Origin of the sequence: Halohasta litchfieldiae (assembly GCF_002788215.1) — an archaeon.
Lineage (GTDB): Archaea > Halobacteriota > Halobacteria > Halobacteriales > Haloferacaceae > Halohasta > Halohasta litchfieldiae.
Genome location: NZ_CP024845.1, coordinates 1,025,145 through 1,041,128, shown reverse-complemented (window position 1 = coordinate 1,041,128; position 15,984 = coordinate 1,025,145). Strand labels below are relative to the sequence as shown.

The 15,984-nt window shown below is 60.7% G+C and carries 16 protein-coding genes and 1 tRNA gene; 6 read left to right on the top strand and 11 right to left on the bottom strand.

The genetic code is table 11. From position 1 onward, the window contains the following. The first annotated feature begins 45 nt into the window (after positions 1 to 45). A complete protein-coding gene (locus tag HALTADL_RS05285) occupies positions 46 to 435 on the top strand; it encodes a pyridoxamine 5'-phosphate oxidase family protein (RefSeq protein WP_089671258.1) in 390 nt (129 codons plus the stop codon). Here HALTADL_RS05285 and HALTADL_RS05280 read toward each other — a convergent pair whose 3' ends face one another. The 4 genes from HALTADL_RS05280 to HALTADL_RS05265 all read right to left on the bottom strand — a co-directional run bounded on the left by HALTADL_RS05280 (position 436) and on the right by HALTADL_RS05265 (position 4,200). Further along, entirely contained in the window at positions 436 to 1,131 is a 696-nt protein-coding gene (locus HALTADL_RS05280; protein WP_089671300.1) for a phosphoribosyltransferase, read from the bottom strand. It abuts the gene before it with no gap. Between the two features lie 46 nt (positions 1,132 to 1,177). Continuing rightward, positions 1,178 to 2,185: a histone deacetylase family protein gene (locus HALTADL_RS05275; protein WP_089671259.1), complete on the bottom strand. Its 1,008-nt coding sequence runs from the start codon at positions 2,183 to 2,185 to the stop codon at positions 1,178 to 1,180. Next, on the bottom strand, positions 2,185 to 2,616 hold the full coding sequence (locus HALTADL_RS17920; RefSeq protein WP_089671260.1) for a histone: 432 nt from the start codon (positions 2,614 to 2,616) through the stop codon (positions 2,185 to 2,187). The genes HALTADL_RS05275 and HALTADL_RS17920 overlap by 1 nt, the downstream gene beginning before the upstream one ends. A gap of 93 nt (positions 2,617 to 2,709) precedes the next feature. Further along, on the bottom strand, positions 2,710 to 4,200 hold the full coding sequence (locus tag HALTADL_RS05265; protein WP_089671261.1) for a single-stranded DNA binding protein: 1,491 nt from the start codon (positions 4,198 to 4,200) through the stop codon (positions 2,710 to 2,712). Between the two features lie 278 nt (positions 4,201 to 4,478). Between HALTADL_RS05265 and HALTADL_RS05260 the strand changes: the two genes are divergently transcribed. After that, a tRNA-Arg gene (locus tag HALTADL_RS05260) sits at positions 4,479 to 4,551 on the top strand. A 138-nt stretch (positions 4,552 to 4,689) separates the two neighbouring features. On the opposite strand, the gene HALTADL_RS05255 is transcribed toward HALTADL_RS05260, so the two are convergent. Further along, entirely contained in the window at positions 4,690 to 5,148 is a 459-nt protein-coding gene (locus tag HALTADL_RS05255; protein ID WP_089671262.1) for a hypothetical protein, read from the bottom strand. Between the two features lie 158 nt (positions 5,149 to 5,306). Here HALTADL_RS05255 and dpsA point away from each other — a divergent pair, with 158 nt between their 5' ends. Then, a complete protein-coding gene (gene dpsA / locus HALTADL_RS05250; protein WP_089671263.1) occupies positions 5,307 to 5,855 on the top strand; it encodes a DNA starvation/stationary phase protection protein DpsA in 549 nt (182 codons plus the stop codon). A 107-nt stretch (positions 5,856 to 5,962) separates the two neighbouring features. Here dpsA and HALTADL_RS05245 read toward each other — a convergent pair whose 3' ends face one another. The 3 genes from HALTADL_RS05245 to HALTADL_RS05235 all read right to left on the bottom strand — a co-directional run bounded on the left by HALTADL_RS05245 (position 5,963) and on the right by HALTADL_RS05235 (position 8,005). Then, entirely contained in the window at positions 5,963 to 6,193 is a 231-nt protein-coding gene (locus HALTADL_RS05245; RefSeq protein ID WP_089671264.1) for a hypothetical protein, read from the bottom strand. Between the two features lie 61 nt (positions 6,194 to 6,254). Next, a complete protein-coding gene (locus HALTADL_RS05240; RefSeq protein WP_089671265.1) occupies positions 6,255 to 7,019 on the bottom strand; it encodes an ABC transporter permease in 765 nt (254 codons plus the stop codon). Continuing rightward, positions 7,016 to 8,005 carry an ABC transporter ATP-binding protein gene (locus HALTADL_RS05235; RefSeq protein WP_089671266.1) on the bottom strand — a complete coding sequence of 330 codons (990 nt, stop codon included), beginning with the start codon at positions 8,003 to 8,005 and terminating at the stop codon, positions 7,016 to 7,018. The genes HALTADL_RS05240 and HALTADL_RS05235 overlap by 4 nt, the downstream gene beginning before the upstream one ends. A gap of 254 nt (positions 8,006 to 8,259) precedes the next feature. Between HALTADL_RS05235 and HALTADL_RS05230 the strand changes: the two genes are divergently transcribed. Beyond that, positions 8,260 to 9,276, top strand: a complete 1,017-nt coding sequence (locus HALTADL_RS05230; protein ID WP_089671267.1) for an aldo/keto reductase — start codon at positions 8,260 to 8,262, stop codon at positions 9,274 to 9,276. Between the two features lie 45 nt (positions 9,277 to 9,321). Here the strand turns inward: HALTADL_RS05230 and HALTADL_RS05225 are convergent, their stop codons facing one another. From HALTADL_RS05225 to HALTADL_RS05215, 3 genes are read right to left on the bottom strand one after another with little or no spacing between them, the layout of a single operon-like run. Continuing rightward, positions 9,322 to 9,558, bottom strand: a complete 237-nt coding sequence (locus HALTADL_RS05225) for a SelT/SelW/SelH family protein (protein WP_089671268.1) — start codon at positions 9,556 to 9,558, stop codon at positions 9,322 to 9,324. A 34-nt stretch (positions 9,559 to 9,592) separates the two neighbouring features. Then, complete coding sequence (locus tag HALTADL_RS05220) at positions 9,593 to 10,273, bottom strand: DUF7546 family protein (protein WP_089671269.1); 681 nt, start codon at positions 10,271 to 10,273, stop codon at positions 9,593 to 9,595. Next, positions 10,270 to 11,616 (bottom strand): heme o synthase, encoded by a 1,347-nt coding sequence (locus HALTADL_RS05215; protein WP_177171901.1) that lies wholly within the window; start codon positions 11,614 to 11,616, stop codon positions 10,270 to 10,272. Before HALTADL_RS05215 ends, HALTADL_RS05220 begins: the two co-directional genes overlap by 4 nt. Before the next feature lie 203 nt (positions 11,617 to 11,819). Here HALTADL_RS05215 and coxB point away from each other — a divergent pair, with 203 nt between their 5' ends. Together coxB and ileS are read left to right on the top strand one after the other, a co-directional pair. Next, on the top strand, positions 11,820 to 12,707 hold the full coding sequence (gene coxB, locus HALTADL_RS05210) for a cytochrome c oxidase subunit II (protein WP_089671270.1): 888 nt from the start codon (positions 11,820 to 11,822) through the stop codon (positions 12,705 to 12,707). Between the two features lie 117 nt (positions 12,708 to 12,824). Further along, positions 12,825 to 15,983: an isoleucine--tRNA ligase gene (gene ileS / locus HALTADL_RS05205; protein WP_089671271.1), complete on the top strand. Its 3,159-nt coding sequence runs from the start codon at positions 12,825 to 12,827 to the stop codon at positions 15,981 to 15,983. Position 15,984: the final 1 nt, after the last annotated feature.

Below are 15,984 nucleotides of genomic sequence, written 5' to 3'. Positions count from 1 at the left end.
ACAGCCGCCAGTTCACTTTTGCGAACGGCACTGCTCTAGTAGGGAGTGACTACGACCGTCCCCGACACTGTCGAATCCCTCCTCACATCCGAGCGACTGATTGGGCATCTGGCGACCAGTCTCAACGACCGCCCCCACGCGGCACCTGTGTGGTATTACTACGAGAACGACACTGTCGAAATCGTCACCGGCGGTCGCAAACTGGCCAACATTCGCGAGAACTCGCGGGTCGCGCTCTCGATTCAGCAAGACGACGGTGGCCACACCGAATGGATGGTTTCACTGCTCGGCACGGCGACGGTGGTCGGCGATGAGGCGGCGTTCAAAGCCGCAAACCGCCGGATCAACGAGAAGTACGACGCCGACGAGAACGCCTACGACGAAAACACGCTCGTTCGAATTTCAATCGGCTCTGTGAACTATCGGACGTATTAGCTACGAGGAGAGCATCCACTCGTCGTCGCCGACCGGTTCGATCAGCTCTCGGTGGACCATCTCGTCGAGCACTTCATCGAGGCGATTGGGTTGGGCGATCTCCATCTCGATCCGACCGATGTCGAACTGTGTTTTCAGTTGCTGTCTGATCGTCTCACGGCTCACCCGCTCAGCATCGACTGTCGACATGGCGCGCTGGATCAACTCCGAGAGATCCTCGATGAAGTTCCACGGATAGACGACCCACGTCCAGTCTTCGAGCTGTTCGCCGACGAAATCCGGCTCGAACGAACTGGTCTGGAGCAACTGTAACGTCGCGGTTCGAACCTCGCCCGCGTTGCGGTCGGTGACGTACTCGTATGCCCGTTCGATTGAGCCCCCGGTGTCGGCGATATCGTCAATAATGAGCACGTCCTTGCCGTCGACGCTGCCCTCGGGCATCGGATACCGAACCTGTGCCTCGTCGGTCTTCTCGCCGGTACCGACGTAGTGTTCCATCTTCAGGCTCGCCAGATCATCGAGGCCGAGAAAATCACAGAGACAGCGGCCGGCAAACCAGCCGCCGCGCGCCAGAGCGACGACGACATCGGGTTCGAACTCCGCGGCCCGTACCTGTCTGTTTACGTCCCGACAGAGCCGGTACAGATAGTCCCAATCAGTGATTGTACAGTTGAACGTGTCGTTGGTGTCGACCATATCGATCCGATAGCTGTCGACGGTTGTAAACAACAGGATACCCGAATTAGTCGAGGCCTAACGTCTCGCGGAGCGTTTCGGTGATCTCGACGGCTGGCTCGTCGGGCTCTTCGTCGCAGGCAATTGGCTCTCGGCCATCAAACGTTTCGTGGACGGCTTTGACACCATCCGAGAGCGTATCGAGCCCGTAGCCACCTTCTAACACAAATGCCAGTGCGGCGTCGTTGCGGTCGGCAATCGCTCGCATTCGGTCGGTCATCAGCGCGTAGCCTTCGGTCGAGATCCGATGCCGAGAGATCGGGTCGTGACGATGGGCATCGAACCCGGCACTGACGATCAACAGATCAGTATCGAACTCAAAGAGCGCCGGATCGAGGGCTTCGTCGATGACATGCAAGTAGTCCGGATCGCCAGCACCTGCCGGGAGTGGGGCGTTGAGTGTCGTTCCCTCACCGCTCCCGGTGCCGATCTCGTCGACATCGCCCGAACCGGGGTAGATTCCCTCCTCGTGGATCGAGGCGTAAAACACGTCGTCGCTGTCGTAGAAGATGTCCTGTGTGCCGTTGCCGTGGTGGACATCCCAGTCGAAAATCGCGGCGCGGTCGATGTCGCCGGTGTCGATGAGTCGCTGGGCGGCGACCGCGACATTGTTAAAGAAACAGAATCCCATGGCGTCGTCGCTGACGGCGTGGTGGCCCGGCGGTCGACCCAGCGCGAAGGGGGTCTGTCTCCCATCTGCGCCGTCGACTGCGGCTTTGGCCGCCCAGCGTGCAAGGCCAGCACTCTGGCGGGCGGCATCCCATGTGTCCTCGCAGGCAACCGTATCTCGGTCCCAGTTGCCGCCACCGTCCTCACAGAACTCCTCGAACTCCTCGACGTAGTCGTCGGTGTGGACAGCCGCGACAGCCTCACGGGAGGCTGGCTCGGCGTCCCGGTACTCGACACCGTGTTGCTCCTTGAGGCCGCGTTTGATCGCCCGCAGACGGTCGGCCGTCTCGGGGTGTCGCTCGCCGGTATCGTGCGTCAGACAGACGTCGCTGTATCCAAACTGCATTATTCAAAAAGGGCAAAGTACATCTCGATATCGTTTGCTTGGACGGTGCGTCTGTCGGCGTGGCGGGCGAGTTTGACTGCCGCGGCGGCGACGTTGTCGGCGTAATCTTCGAGAATATCGGCCAGCGCGATTCGGGCGTCCATCGACACCCGGTAGCTGTCGTCGATGTTGAGTCGTGCGATTCGGTCGACCGGCGCGACGGGGAGTTCGAGACTCTCGCGGTCGACGACCTGATGAACACCGAAGTCAGATGCCATCAGGGTTTTGCGCCCGTCTTTGGTTGCCGTCTCGGCGGCCTCGACGGCCAGCGCCGCCCCGCGGCGTTGAACGCGCCGTGCCAACTCTTCGGCGGCATCGGCACTCACCCGGAGAGACTCCGCGTTGCGCCGGATAATAGCATCTACCGGGGCGAACGGCAACTCAACACTCATACCCAAATACGTGGGTGTGTGTCGTATAATGCTTTCCGTTACGCTCGCTCAACGGCCGCTTAGTTGTCCAGTTCGAAACGGAATTTCCGCCAATTAGAACAGTTCGTCGGCGCTGATCGTTCCGTCCATCTCGGGCCCACGGACAGTCACTTCTTCACCGAGTCTCAGGCTGTCGCCGGTGTCGACGCTCCGCGTTTCGCTCCCGTTGTCGAGAATCACCGGGTTGCCGGTCTGGACAACTGTCCCAGTGAACTCGACGATCTCGCCGGAGTCGGACGTAGTCTTGGTCGACTCGCTGTCGTCGTTCGCATCTGTCTCTGCTGTCGCAGCCGATTCGCTTGCTCCGCCCGAGCCGCCGTCCTCAAATGCCGACAGTCCACCAGCGGCAGCGGCCGCTTCGGCCTCACGGTCGGTTGCCTCCGTCGGCTCGTCGTCTGATTTGTCGGTGCTGACGCCGGATTCGAGGATACTCACCGTCGACTGCCAGCCTGCGCTGGCTTCGAGTTCGTCCTGCCAGCCGTCTTGGATCTCTGCATCAGTGACCAAGACGTGATCGGCGAGTTCGATATCCTTGTCGGCTTTGTCGCCCCAGAGGGCAACCCGAATGTCGCCCGTCTCGTCTTTGAGCCGGACGTTTCTGACTTGGCCCTCCGAGCCATCGTCGCGGTCGAAGGTGCGTTTCCCGTCGTCCTCGATCACACCGCCCGAGATGTCGACTGTCTGGCCGATTTCGACCGAACCGATATCGGTCGTCTCGGGGACGTATTCGATCTCCTCGTCGAGTGGTTCGACCGCGCCGCGGGAGCCGACGTGGAGTTCGAGACTCCCGTCGCGTTCCTTCACGTAGCCGTCGACGATTTCGACCGACTGATCGGCAGTGAGCTCGTCGACGAGATCAGCCTTCTCGTCCCACAGCGTCACTCGAATCCGGCCGGTCGGATCGCCGACCGCGAGGTTCGAGACACGACCTTCCGAGCCGTCGTTGCGGTCGAACGTGCGGACGGTTCCGACATCGAGAATCCGGCCCTTGAGGTTTACATCCGAGAGGCCGAGTGAGAGGTCTTCGACGCGGTGGACATCGAGAACTTCGACATCGACCTCGGCCTCGGAGTCGGGTTCGGCCTTGTCGACGCTGACCTCGACGCCGTTGTAGCCGTCCTTCGGTCGACCGGCGATCCGGAGGACATCACCAACGTCAAGCTGGCCGTGCTGTTCGCCTTCAGGATCGCCGACCGCCGAGACCGCAAGTTGGTCCCACATCGAGATGCGGATGCGGCCGGTGCTGTCGGCGACTTCCATGTTGACGACGTAGCCGTCTTCCTCGTCTTCGCCGTCGCGCTCGAAAGTTCGGAGTTCGCCGACCGAGACGATCTTGCCGAGGAATTTGACCTCGTCCATCCCGGGGTCGATGTCGGCGATCCCGTTTACCTCCTCGTCTTTCAGTTCGTGTGCGATGAGCATGGCCGCGGTCTCTTCGTCGGCCAGCCCGCCCATCTGTTCGACCTTGTCTTCGACGGCCTCCCGGAACTCTTCGAGCGGAACGTCGGTGTCGAGGTCGTCGTAGACGTCGGCTATGACACCCATGAGTATACACTGAGGCAGGACCAGACCGCGCATAAGCGTTGTCCTTGCGCCGGTTGGGCGGGGCTATCGAGGCCGCTCGACAGTCGTCGCTTCGACCGCAATTTCGGTCGACACGGTTGCATAGCGGTGCTGCGTCGGGATCGGATAAAAAGCTCCGGAGGATTAGGTTGGTCGACCGTCGACCAGTTCTGAGACCGGTGGAACGGTCCGTGTCGACAGTCGTCACGGGACCGCTGTACCGTAACCGTCTTAAGTAAACCGAGGGTAACAAAGAATGAGTCCCGTTAGGGTAGTGGACTATCCTATTGGCTTGCGGAGCCAGTGACCGGAGTTCAAATCTCCGACGGGACGTTCGTTCTTTCGGACTGCTTCGCTTCGCTCAGCAGTCGCTCAGTCACTCACGTCCCGTCTTGCTCCACGCTCGTGTTCACTCGCGTGGAACTCCGACGGGACGTTTCTACCGACAATACTGTTTATTTTACACGCCGACTACCACGACACTCCAGCCGCCAACAGTCCGGCGTCGACGAGCAACAGCAGTGCGACGGCCCCTGCAGCCAGAAAGATCGGCCGTGTCGACTCGACTCCCGTTGCCACGGTGTCAGCGGCTGCCGACCCGCCGAGCCGTTTGCAGCCGATCTCGACGAGAGCAGTCAACACGAGCCACAACACCAACATCGCCACCACGAGTTGCCCGCGACCGGTGGCAAACAACGACTCGGCGGTGTACCCCGTTCCAGCCAGATGGCCACCGGTCGTCACGAACACAACCGCACTGATGCGTGTCAGCCACGCCAGTCTGGTCGTGATTGTCGACATCGCCTGCTTGGAGATCGATCCGGCAGTCGACGCCGGAAGCACGGCCCCAACTACGAACAGCACGCTTCCAGTCCAGAGACCGGCAAACAATACGTGGACAACCTGCATGATCGAATCAATCGCTTCCATGACAACACCATCGGACGTCTGCCTGATATATGCTGGCGGTCTCCGCCGATTGTGTGATCCTATAGGCGGTTGTTTGGTAAACATATCTTTCCAAATCCCAAAAAAGCGTTTTCACAAGCTCAATCTTTAAGTGGGTGGCGACGGTATAGATAGTTGTTATGAGTACGCAGAAAACCGTCCGACAGCAGGCTGGCGAAATCGAAGAATCCAGAGCCCTTCGGCTTGAAGAAGACAAAGTCGAACAGATCGTCGACGCGCTGAACACCGATCTGGCCAACGCCTACGTTCTCTATCACCAGATTCACAAACACCACTGGAACGTCGAGGGCGCGGAGTTCCGCGACCTCCATCTGTTCCTCCAAGAGGCCTATGAGAACCTCGAAATGGGTGCTGACCGAATCGCCGAGCGAGCACAGGCAATCGGTGGCGTCCCGGTCGCTGGTCCAGCGAATCAAGAAGAGCGTGCCACAATCGAATTCGAGGGCGAGGACGTCTACGACATCCGGACCTCCCTTGAGAACGATATGGAAGCCTACGGTGACATAATCGAGGGCATGCGGGACCACATCCAGCTAGCAGCCAACCTCGGTGACCCAACGACCGAGCACATCCTCAAGGAGATCCTGACGCAGGTCGAAGAGGACGCCCACCACATCGAGCACTACCTCGAAGACGACAGCCTCGTCCTCGAATCGTCGACGAAATAGGGTTCGACAGCCAGCGTCGGGAGGACGGTCGACACTGTACCGATCCGAATTTTACTTTTTAATCATAACTAGCCACGGCTGGTCGACGCTCCGTTCCAACAGGCCGACTACAGTTTCTTGCGGAGGTCGTTCGCCGTGAGCGCGCCCTGAATCAGATAGGAGGCACCGCTGTACTTTGGTGCGATCAGTGCCGCGCCGAACAGCAGTGCTGCCCGCTGCTCGTCGCCGTTTTGCATGGCCTTTCCGGCTTGAACGAGCAGCGAGGCAGTGTTCAACTGTTTGAGTCGACTCTCGTTGAGGAGGGTCTCGACCGGCGTCGTGTTGGGGAGGGCACTCATTACAAGTCGACCTCCGTCTCGACAGCAGAAAAACCGCAGGAGCCGTCAGTGTTGAGAATACTCAGTCCGTTCTGGGAATCGCATACGCACCAGCCACAAAGAAGCCCACTGCGAGCACCGTGAGGATCAGCAGGTTCCCGAGATACGGCTCGCCAGCCGCCGGTGGGTACGTGATCGCTCGGACGCCACGAGCGAAGTAGGTCAGCGGCGAAAGTTCGACCAGCGGGCCGAACCAGCCGGGCAACTGATCGAGCGTGATGAACGTATCCGAGAGGAACAAGAGTGGCAAAGCGATGGTGTTGCTCGCGGCAATAACGCCGTCTTGGGAGTCGGCTACGCGACCCAACACGGCCCCAAAGCCACAGAACAGCACGACTGCGAGCACAATGAAGGGGATGAGCATTGCTACCGACCCCGAAACCGGAATCGTCGCCGTCGTCAACAGCAAGACGAGTCCGAGAATCAGGAGGCTGGCGAGTCCGATGATCGCGGTGTTGACGAGCGTGTGGGCGACGAGCCACTCGGTTCGAGTCAGCGGTGTCGTCGCCAGCTTTTCAAACCGGTTGTCGTCGCGGTGGCGAGCGATTTCGCTCCCGACCCGCGATAGCGGCGTAAACAGCACCACCGTCGCCAGATAGCCGGGGATGTAGTAGGCCGCCGGCTCGGCGAACAGTCCACTGTCGGCCGGCTGGGTCCGCACCAGCGCGCCGAAGATGACGACCAGAATGACGGGGAAAAAGAACGTAAAGAAGACTGCGGTCCGGCGGCGGAGGAACGAGTGCCACGCCGCGACCGCCTCGGATCGAATCCGTCGACTACGACTCATTTTTCGCCCCCAGTCGCTGCACTGTCGACCGATGGAGTGGGTGACTCCGTCGACTCCTCGGAAACCACGCTCGCGCCCGGTGTCGCTGCGCCCTCGAAGCTCTCACCGGTGAGTTGAAGATAGACGTCTTCCAGGCTGGGTTCGGTCCACGTCAGCGAGTCGTAGCTGATTCCGGCCGCTGACAGCACGTCGACTGCCTCGCCGATGTCGACCGGTGAGACGCCGTCGACGACGACCTCTGCTTGACTGGCGGTTGCCGAAAAGCCAGCCGTCCCCAGCGCCTCGGCTGCCGCGTGGCCCGTCTCGGTGCCGATCACCAGTCGACTGGTGCCGCCGTGGTCAGCGATCAGCGTCGATGGCGTGCCGACAGCAACTAGCTGGCCGTCCTGCAGGAGGCCAACCCGATCCGAGAGTCGCTGGACCTCGGCCATCGAGTGGCTGGTGAGGACAACCGTTGTCCCGCCAGCCGCCAATGACTCTAGGAGTTCCCACAGCGAGCGTCGACCGGCCGGATCGATCCCGGTTGTTGGCTCGTCCAGAAAGAGGAGATCCGGATCGTTGACCAGCGCGGTGCCGACACAGACCCGGCGCTGTTGGCCGCCCGAAAGCGTTTCGTACCAGCTATCGGCGTCCTCGGAGAGACCCACATCGGCCAACACAGCCTCTGTGTCGCGGGCCGTCTCGTACAGTCCGGCGTAGTAGTCGATCAGTTCGCGGGCGGTGAGCCGCGCGGGCGGCGAAAACGACTGTGGGAGCAGGCCGATCCGGTCGGCGTCGACCGCAGCCGGTTCGCTTCCAAACACCCGAATCTCACCGGTCACCGGTGTTGTGCCGGTGAGTGCCCTGATAAGTGTCGTTTTGCCAGCCCCGTTCGGGCCGATCAGGCCGAACACCTCGCCTTCGGCCACCGTGAGGTCGACCCCATCGAGCGCGACGGTGTCGCCGTAGGTTTTGCCCACCGATTCGGCGACGACTACCTCGTTCATACTCCCACTGGGGGTGGTTTCGGCCTAAGGATTCTGTTTTATCGCCTCCGAGAGCCGAATCAGCTATACTGCTTCGTTACAAACGGGGTGATGATGGACCGTCGGGGAATACTGTCGACTGTCGGCCTCATCATGCTGATAGTCATCGTTATTGCGGTTGGATTCACTGTCGGCCTCGCGATATTCCTGTAGCAACAGTAACCATCTGTCTCCGCATTACGTACGTTTTTTTGCCTTCCTCACGACGATTTGCTATGGAGTACCGACAACTCGGGTCGACTGGCACACGCGTTTCAGAACTCTGTTTCGGCACGTGGCGGTTCGGGCGCAAAACGGGCGACGTCCTCGAAACTGACGAGGATCAGGCCCACGAACTCCTCGACACGTTCGCCGACCACGGCGGCAACTACATCGATTCGGCCAACGTCTATGGCGATCCAAACGGGACCAGCGAATCCTATATCGGCAACTGGCTCGAAGATCGTGACCGCGAAAAGTTCGTCCTCACCTCGAAGGTCTACTTCGAGTACGACGAGGACAACCCCAACGGTTCGGGGCTCTCCCGTACGCACATCCGCAATCAGATCGACAAAACACTGGAGAACCTCGGCACCGACTATCTGGACGTCTACTACATCCACCGTTGGGACGAAAACACCCCCATCGAAGAGACGCTGTCGACGTTGGATCGCTTAGTCGAAGAAGGGAAAGTCAACTATCTCGGCGCCTCAACGACGGCGGCGTGGCAACTCACGAAGGCGCTGTGGAAATCAGATGTCAACGACTACCAGCGGTTCGACGTCACTCAGCCGCTGTTCCACGCGGGCTACTACAAAGATGTCGAGGACTATCTCGACGTCTGCGCAGATCAGGACCTCGCAGTCTCTCCCTACTCGCCGTTAGCCGGCGGCTTCTTAACAGGCAAATACGAGCGCGCCGACCCGGACGATCCGAAATCAGTTCGGGCACCCGACGGCTCCCGCGGGAGTTTCGATGAACGATTCGAACGATTCTACCTCTCCGAACGGGGCTGGAAGGTCCTCGACGAGATTCGGGCTGTCGCGGACGAAATCGATGCGTCGCCCGCCCAAGTCTCGCTCCGATGGCTGATCCAACAGCAGGACTTCACCTGCGTGCCAATTGTTGGCGCGCGGACCACAGAGCAACTCGAAGAAAACCTCGGGGCGACTGAGATCGAACTCAGTCGCGACCAACACGACCGGATCACCGATGCTCGGTTCGACGAAGACGGTCGACGCTGGGGCCACTAGTTACTGCCCACTGCACATTATATTTAATTAAATACACTTAGAGAGCTATGAACCGACGTGCGGTTTGACCCGCCGAACGATTTCGTCGACGTCGAACCCGTCTTCATCCTTGTCGAAGATCTGTTCGCCGTCGACGCGGACAACAAAGATTCCATGATCGCCCGTCACGAGCGAGACACGCTCCAGTTTGTCGCCGAACTGCCGTAGAATCGACGCTTCGACGTTCAGTGCGCGCTCCAACATTCCACAGGGGACACAGTATTCGATTTCGACAGTAGTCATAGTCTACCTTCGGGCTGGCGGTAGAAAAGCCCGGCTACCGCCCACGGAAGCGAGTCAACCAATCGGTTGGGCGCCAGTAGAGCAGGGCGGCAGTGAGGACGAACACCGCGGTCGACAGGCCATACGACACTTGGAGTGCCGAAGCGACGAGGATCGAATTTCCGCCAATCACAGCCGAGGCCAGCGAGGCGACGATTGGCCACGAACAGGAGACACACGAAAACAGCCCGATGATACCGGCGGCTGCCGAGCCAGCAGTATCGATGACGGTGACATAGACCAGATATGCCAACGCGCTGTAGCCGAGCAGATAGATCGGAATCAGGTTAATCGTGACCAACGCGCCGCTGTACAGTGCTGCCGGTCCAAACCCGAACGGGAGCCACGCAAACCGAAACCCGGTTGCCGCATCGCCGATCCCGACACCAGCGACACCGCCAGCAAACAGAAGCAGCCCGAAGTAGCCAGTGGCTACCAGTTTGGCCCGTCGACGCACACCGGGGGTCGACGGGTTCGGTCGACTGTTGACGATCACCCACGTCGAGACGTTGAGCCAGATCAGTCCGTAGCCGATCAGCCGCGGCGACGAGAGGTTCGCGGGGGTCAGCAGGACGTAGACCGCGAGCGCCAACAGCTGGCTATTGAAAAACAATCCCCAGTAGAGTCGACTGCCAGCCGGCACCGGAATCGAGAGCCCAGTCCCTTGTTCGCTCATAGTGCAAGGCCTTCGACGACAATCGCCAGCAGGACGAAGCCGAGGTAGGCGTTCGAGGCGTGGAACGCTCGAAGCGCGGCGGCCTTGGTCTGCTCGTAGTGGAGCCGAACGACCATCCAGAGGAAGAGCCCACCGAAGGCGACGCCTGTCAGGACGTAGAGCCAGCCTAACGTCCCGCTGGCTGCGAGTGCGGCCCCCGCAAGCAGGGTGGCACCCAGATACCAGACGATGTGTCGACGGGTCGCGGTCTCGCCGCGGACGACCGGCATCATCGGGAACCCACCGCGGGCGTAGTCGTCCTTGTAGGCGAGTGCGAGGTTGTAGAAGTGGGCGGGCGTCCACAGGAAGATGAGCGTCGCCAACAGGACGCCGCCGAGCCCAATCGAGCCGGTCACTGCCGCCCAGCCGATCAGAGCGGGAAGTGCTCCGGCCGCGCCGCCAATGACGGTGTTTTGGACTGTGTTGGGTTTGAGGATCAGCGTGTAGACGACGCTGTAGAAGACGATGGCGATCAGTCCAAGAGCTGCGGCCAGCCAGTTGATCGTCGCAAAGAGGCCAACCGAGATGGCTGTTAGGAGGAGTCCAAACGCGACCGCGTTACGCACGGGTACTAAATCAGTTGCGAGCGGTCGGTCGTTGGTTCGGGCCATCCGGCGGTCGATATCCCGTTCGAGGACATGGTTAAACGTGCCCGACGCGCCGATAGACAGCGAGCCAGCGACGAGCGTGGCTGCGACGGTGTACGGTGTGAGTCCGGGACCGCTCGCAAGTGCCATCGCCGCGGCGGCGACCAGACACAGCAGCCACATCAAGCGTGGTTTCATCAGTCGGAAGTAGGCAAAGAGGGTTGCTTTGGCTCTCTTGAGGGGGTCGGTCGGAATCGGGGGCCGTTCGGTGGGATCGAGCGGTTCGGACAGTTCGGGTCGACTCTCCGGCACGTCGTCGGGGTCGCCGGTTTCGGCCTCCAGCCACCACGCGAGGGCGGCCAGCAAGCCGCCGAAGATCACGACACCGGTGGCGAGATGGATCACCGACAGCCTCTGGGTGCCGCCGGTCGTCGCAACCAGCGCGCCGAGTCCGGCTTGGACCGGATACAACAGGAGCGCCAGCGTGAGCGCCGCTCGGACGCGTCGACTGGTCTCAGTTCGCCATGCCAAAATCATCGTCGTCAACACACCCAGCCCGACGACAAGAGCGGTGATCCGGTGGCCGAAGGCGATCCAGCCGTCGAGACTGGTCGGAAGCGACCAGCCACCGCCGCAGGCTGGCCACGCCGTGCAGGCCGAAACCGCATCGGTGAGCGCGGTCGCCACGCCGACGACGAGAAGTAAGTAGACACCCATCGTTGTCGCCGCCAGCAAACCGGGAAACCGATCCGGTGATCGGATACTCGAAGTCACTACCTATCGATTGGGTTTCGGCATATATAGGACCCCCGTTTCGGCGCTCGGAGTAGTTAGCATACTGAACAAATAGATCACTGTACAGCGTCGACAGCCAGCGAGTCAGTAGGTATTTAGGCCGGCCACGCAAATTTTGAATCAGCATGAACGCCAAGCGTTTCGCACTCGCTTCGTTGCTGTCGGCGGCCGTGTTGGCCCTCTTGGCCGATCCGGTTGCCGCCCAGTCGACTTCGGCGAACCTTATCAACGAGTTGAATATCAAGCTACTGTATATTGCGCTCCCGATCACGCTGCTGGTCGAGGTGATCCTCGTCTATGCCGTGCTTCGGTTCAAGGATAACGACGATCCCAAGCCGACAAAGGAGAACCGACGGCTCGAAATCACGTGGACAGTTGCCACGGCCTTTATCCTGCTGTTCGTCGGTGTCGCCTCCTATGGCGTGATGGCAGATCCCGCTGTGACGTTCGGCGCGGGAGATCAGGAGGTCGCCCCGGATGACGGCGACGTACTCATTCAGGCCGAGGCCTTCCAGTGGGGATGGACAATGACCTATCCCGACGAGGGTATCACCGCCCCAGCCGGCGAGAACGGGCCGCGGATCGTGGTGCCGGAAGGCCAAGACGTCTACATCGGTGTTACATCCCAAGACGTGATTCACGCGTTCCACGTCCCGCAGCTCGGACTGAAGATGGACGCGCTCCCGAATCAGGTCCAGTACATCCAAACCAACGCAACCGAGACGGGGACCTATCAGGGCTACTGCGCTGAGTACTGTGGCCTCGCTCACTCCCAGATGTACTTCACCGTCGACGTCGTTGATCAGGAGACCTACGACCAGTTCATCGCCGAGCAGACTGAATCTGGCAGCGGCGGTGCAGCAAACGAGACGGCTGGCAACGAGACCGCAACCGGTAACGAGACCGCAACCGGCAACGAGACCGCAACCGGCAACGAGACCGCAACCGGCAACGAAACAGCAGCCACCAACGAAACCGCAGGCGGTAACGAAACCGCCAACGCATCCGCCTAACGTCGAAACCGCTTCGCGTTCTTTTCGGTTTTACTCCAGTCGACCAGCCGGTGGTGAGTCGACACTCGTCGGGGCAGGACCACCGTTTTGATATACACCGGTAAACACCCTTGGAGTATGGATGATGTCACCGACCAGTATTCGCCCGCCGATGTCGAAGCGGCGGTCGACGCCTACTGGGACGACCACGACGCCTACGAGGCGACCAAGGAGGCACACGCCGAGGACCCGACCTTCTTTTTCGTCGACGGGCCACCGTACACCTCGGGCCAGATGCACCTCGGAACGGCTTGGAACAAAACTCTCAAAGACGCCGTAATCCGCCAAAAGCGGATGACCGGCCATCAGGTCACCGACCGACCGGGCTACGATATGCACGGCCTCCCAATTGAGGTCAAAGTCGAGGAGAAACTCGGCTTCGACAGCAAACGCGACATCGAGGAGTTCGGGATGGAGGCGTTCATCGAGGAGTGCATGGAGTTCGCTGAGTCCAACCGCGTGGCGATGGATGATGACTTTCAATCCATTGGCGCGTGGTTCGACTGGGACAACCCCTACAAGACCGTCAACCCCGAGTATATGGAAGCCGCCTGGCACGGCTTCAAACAGGTTGCCGACCGCGACCTCGTCGAGCAGGGCAAACGTTCGATTTCGCAGTGTCCGCGGTGTGAGACCGGCCTCGCCAACAACGAAGTCGAGTACGATCAGGTCGAAGACCCCTCGATCTACGTGAAATTCCCGCTCGCCGACCGCGAGGGGAGCCTCGTCATCTGGACGACGACGCCGTGGACGATCCCCGGCAACACGTTCGTCGCAGTTGGCGAAGAGCTGACTTACAACAAGGTTCGGGCAACGAAGGGTGGCGACGAGGAGGTTCTCTACGTCGCCAGCGAGTGTGTCGACCAAGTCCTCGGCAAGGGCCGATACGATGACTACGAGATCGAGGATGAACTCAGTGGCCAAGATCTCGTCGGCTGGGAGTACAATCACCCACTCGTCGACGAGGTCCCGGAGTACCCACAGTTCGAGGGTGCAGGCCAAGTGTACACCGCCGACTACGTCGAAGCCGACCGCACCGGCCTCGTCCACTCCGCGCCCGGCCACGGTGAAGAGGACTTCCACCGCGGCCAAGAACTCGGTCTCGACGTGTTCTGTCCGGTTCGCGGCGACGGCACGTTCACCGAGGCAGGCGGCAAATACGAGGGTGCGTTCGTCCGCGATGCGAACGACGAAATCAAAGCCGATCTCGACGCTGCTGGCGCACTACTCGCCAGCGAAACCTACCAGCACTCCTACGGTCACTGTTGGCGCTGCGATACCGACATCATCCAACTCGTGACCGACCAGTGGTTCATCTCGATCACAGATATCAAAGACGAACTGCTGGACAACATCGAAGATGCCGAGTGGCATCCGGAGTGGGCTCGCGAAAACCGGTTCCGGGACTTCATCGAGAACGCCCCCGACTGGAACGTCTCCCGACAGCGCTACTGGGGGATTCCGATCCCGATCTGGGTTCCCGAAGACGCGCTTGAATCCGACGATGGCACCCTCGACGAGGAGATGATCGTCATCGGCAACCGCGAGGAGTTGGCCGACCGCGTCGACCAGTCTATCGACCCCGACGAGATCGACCTTCATCGCCCAACGGTCGACGACCTCACGATTACCGAAGACGGAACTACCTACCGCCGGATCGAGGACGTGTTCGACGTCTGGCTCGACTCCTCGGTGGCGACGTGGGCGACACTCGGCTACCCCGGCGAGACCGAGGATTTCGAAGAGCTGTGGCCTGCTGACCTCATCATCGAGGCCCACGACCAGACACGCGGCTGGTTCTGGTCCCAACTCGGGATGGGTACCGCCGCGTTTGGCGAAAGCCCATATAAAGAGGTCCTGATGCACGGCTTCGCCAACGACAAAAATGGGCGAAAAATGTCGAAATCCGTCGGCAACATCGTGACGCCGGAGGAGGCCATCGAACGCGCCGGTCGGGACCCACTGCGGGCCTATCTGCTGAGCCACGACCAGCAGGGCGTCGACCTCTCGTTCGACTGGGACGGCCTCGGCAGCATGGTCGGTCGACTCAACATCTGTTGGAACGTGTTCCGCTTCCCACTGACCTACATGGATCTCGATGGCTACGACCCCGCCGACCCCGACCTGAGTGAGGGCGAGTTGACGACCGTCGACGAGTGGGTGCTTTCGCGGCTCCAGAACGTCAAGCAGGAGGCCACCGAGGCGTGGGACGACTACCGCGTTCATGACGCGCTAAATACCGTTCTCGACTTCATCACCGAAGACGTCTCGCGGTTCTATGTCAAGGCGACCCGCGAGCGCATGTGGGACGACGGCGACTCGGCCTCGAAACTCGGGGCGTACGCCACCCTTGCGACAGTCCAAAACGAGGTTATTCGGCTGCTGGCTCCGTTCACGCCGTACATGGCCGAGCAGATGTACCAGATCCTCGACGGCAGCACAACGACGGTTCACGCCCTCGACTGGCCCGAGGTCGACGCTGACCTCCACAAGCCGGATCTGGAGACCGATATGGCGGTCCTTCGAGATGTCGAAGAAGCCGCCGCAAACGCCCGCCAGCGCGGCGGTCGAAAGCTCCGCTGGCCCGTCTCACGTATTGTGGTCGAGACTGACGACGAGACGGTTGCCAGCGCAGTCGACAACCTTGCTGATCTCCTCAGTGAGCGTGTCAACGCCCGCGAGATCGAGATCGTCGACGAATTCGGGGAACTCGAAGAGTTCGCCGAGCCACAGATGGGCAAGATCGGTCCCGCCTTCGGGGCTGATGCCCAAAAGGTGATGTCGGCAGTCGAGGGAGCCGCCCGCGCGGATGTCGAGGCCGGCATCGAGGTCGACGGCGAGACAATCGAGTTGGACGACGAGATGGTCGAGTACCGCAGCGAGCCACCGGAACACGTCACCGGGACGGATTTCGAGGGTGGAACGGTGTACGTCGACACCACGCTCACTGAGGACCTCGAATCGGAGGGCTATGCCCGCGACGTGATCCGGCGGATTCAGGAGATGCGCAAGCAGTTGGATCTGGATGTCGAAAGCGAAATTCGGGTCGGACTCACGGTCGACGACGAGCGTATCGAGGGCTTCGTCGACGAACACCGCGACCTCATCGCTGAGGAGGTTCGAGCCGCCGAGTTCGTCGACGATCCCGAAGATGCGGGCGACCGTGTCGAAGACTGGGAGATCGAGGACGTCGACGTGACGATTGGCGTTGCAGTTGTGGCCGAGCAGACGGTCTAAA

Excerpts from the sequence above, each read along its gene's own strand:
- HALTADL_RS17920 (WP_089671260.1), bottom strand. The coding sequence starts at position 2,616 with ATGAGTGTTGAGTTGCCGTTCGCCCCGGTAGATGCTATTATCCGGCGC.
- HALTADL_RS05220 (WP_089671269.1), bottom strand. The coding sequence starts at position 10,273 with ATGAGCGAACAAGGGACTGGGCTCTCGATTCCGGTGCCGGCTGGCAGT.
- HALTADL_RS05225 (WP_089671268.1), bottom strand. The coding sequence starts at position 9,558 with ATGACTACTGTCGAAATCGAATACTGTGTCCCCTGTGGAATGTTGGAG.
- HALTADL_RS05280 (WP_089671300.1), bottom strand. The coding sequence starts at position 1,131 with ATGGTCGACACCAACGACACGTTCAACTGTACAATCACTGATTGGGAC.
- HALTADL_RS05245 (WP_089671264.1), bottom strand. The coding sequence starts at position 6,193 with ATGAGTGCCCTCCCCAACACGACGCCGGTCGAGACCCTCCTCAACGAG.
- HALTADL_RS05255 (WP_089671262.1), bottom strand. The coding sequence starts at position 5,148 with ATGGAAGCGATTGATTCGATCATGCAGGTTGTCCACGTATTGTTTGCC.
- HALTADL_RS05230 (WP_089671267.1), top strand. The coding sequence starts at position 8,260 with ATGGAGTACCGACAACTCGGGTCGACTGGCACACGCGTTTCAGAACTC.
- dpsA (WP_089671263.1), top strand. The coding sequence starts at position 5,307 with ATGAGTACGCAGAAAACCGTCCGACAGCAGGCTGGCGAAATCGAAGAA.
- HALTADL_RS05215 (WP_177171901.1), bottom strand. The coding sequence starts at position 11,616 with ATGGGTGTCTACTTACTTCTCGTCGTCGGCGTGGCGACCGCGCTCACC.
- ileS (WP_089671271.1), top strand. The coding sequence starts at position 12,825 with ATGGATGATGTCACCGACCAGTATTCGCCCGCCGATGTCGAAGCGGCG.
- HALTADL_RS05275 (WP_089671259.1), bottom strand. The coding sequence starts at position 2,185 with ATGCAGTTTGGATACAGCGACGTCTGTCTGACGCACGATACCGGCGAG.
- HALTADL_RS05240 (WP_089671265.1), bottom strand. The coding sequence starts at position 7,019 with ATGAGTCGTAGTCGACGGATTCGATCCGAGGCGGTCGCGGCGTGGCAC.
- HALTADL_RS05265 (WP_089671261.1), bottom strand. The coding sequence starts at position 4,200 with ATGGGTGTCATAGCCGACGTCTACGACGACCTCGACACCGACGTTCCG.
- HALTADL_RS05235 (WP_089671266.1), bottom strand. The coding sequence starts at position 8,005 with ATGAACGAGGTAGTCGTCGCCGAATCGGTGGGCAAAACCTACGGCGAC.
- coxB (WP_089671270.1), top strand. The coding sequence starts at position 11,820 with ATGAACGCCAAGCGTTTCGCACTCGCTTCGTTGCTGTCGGCGGCCGTG.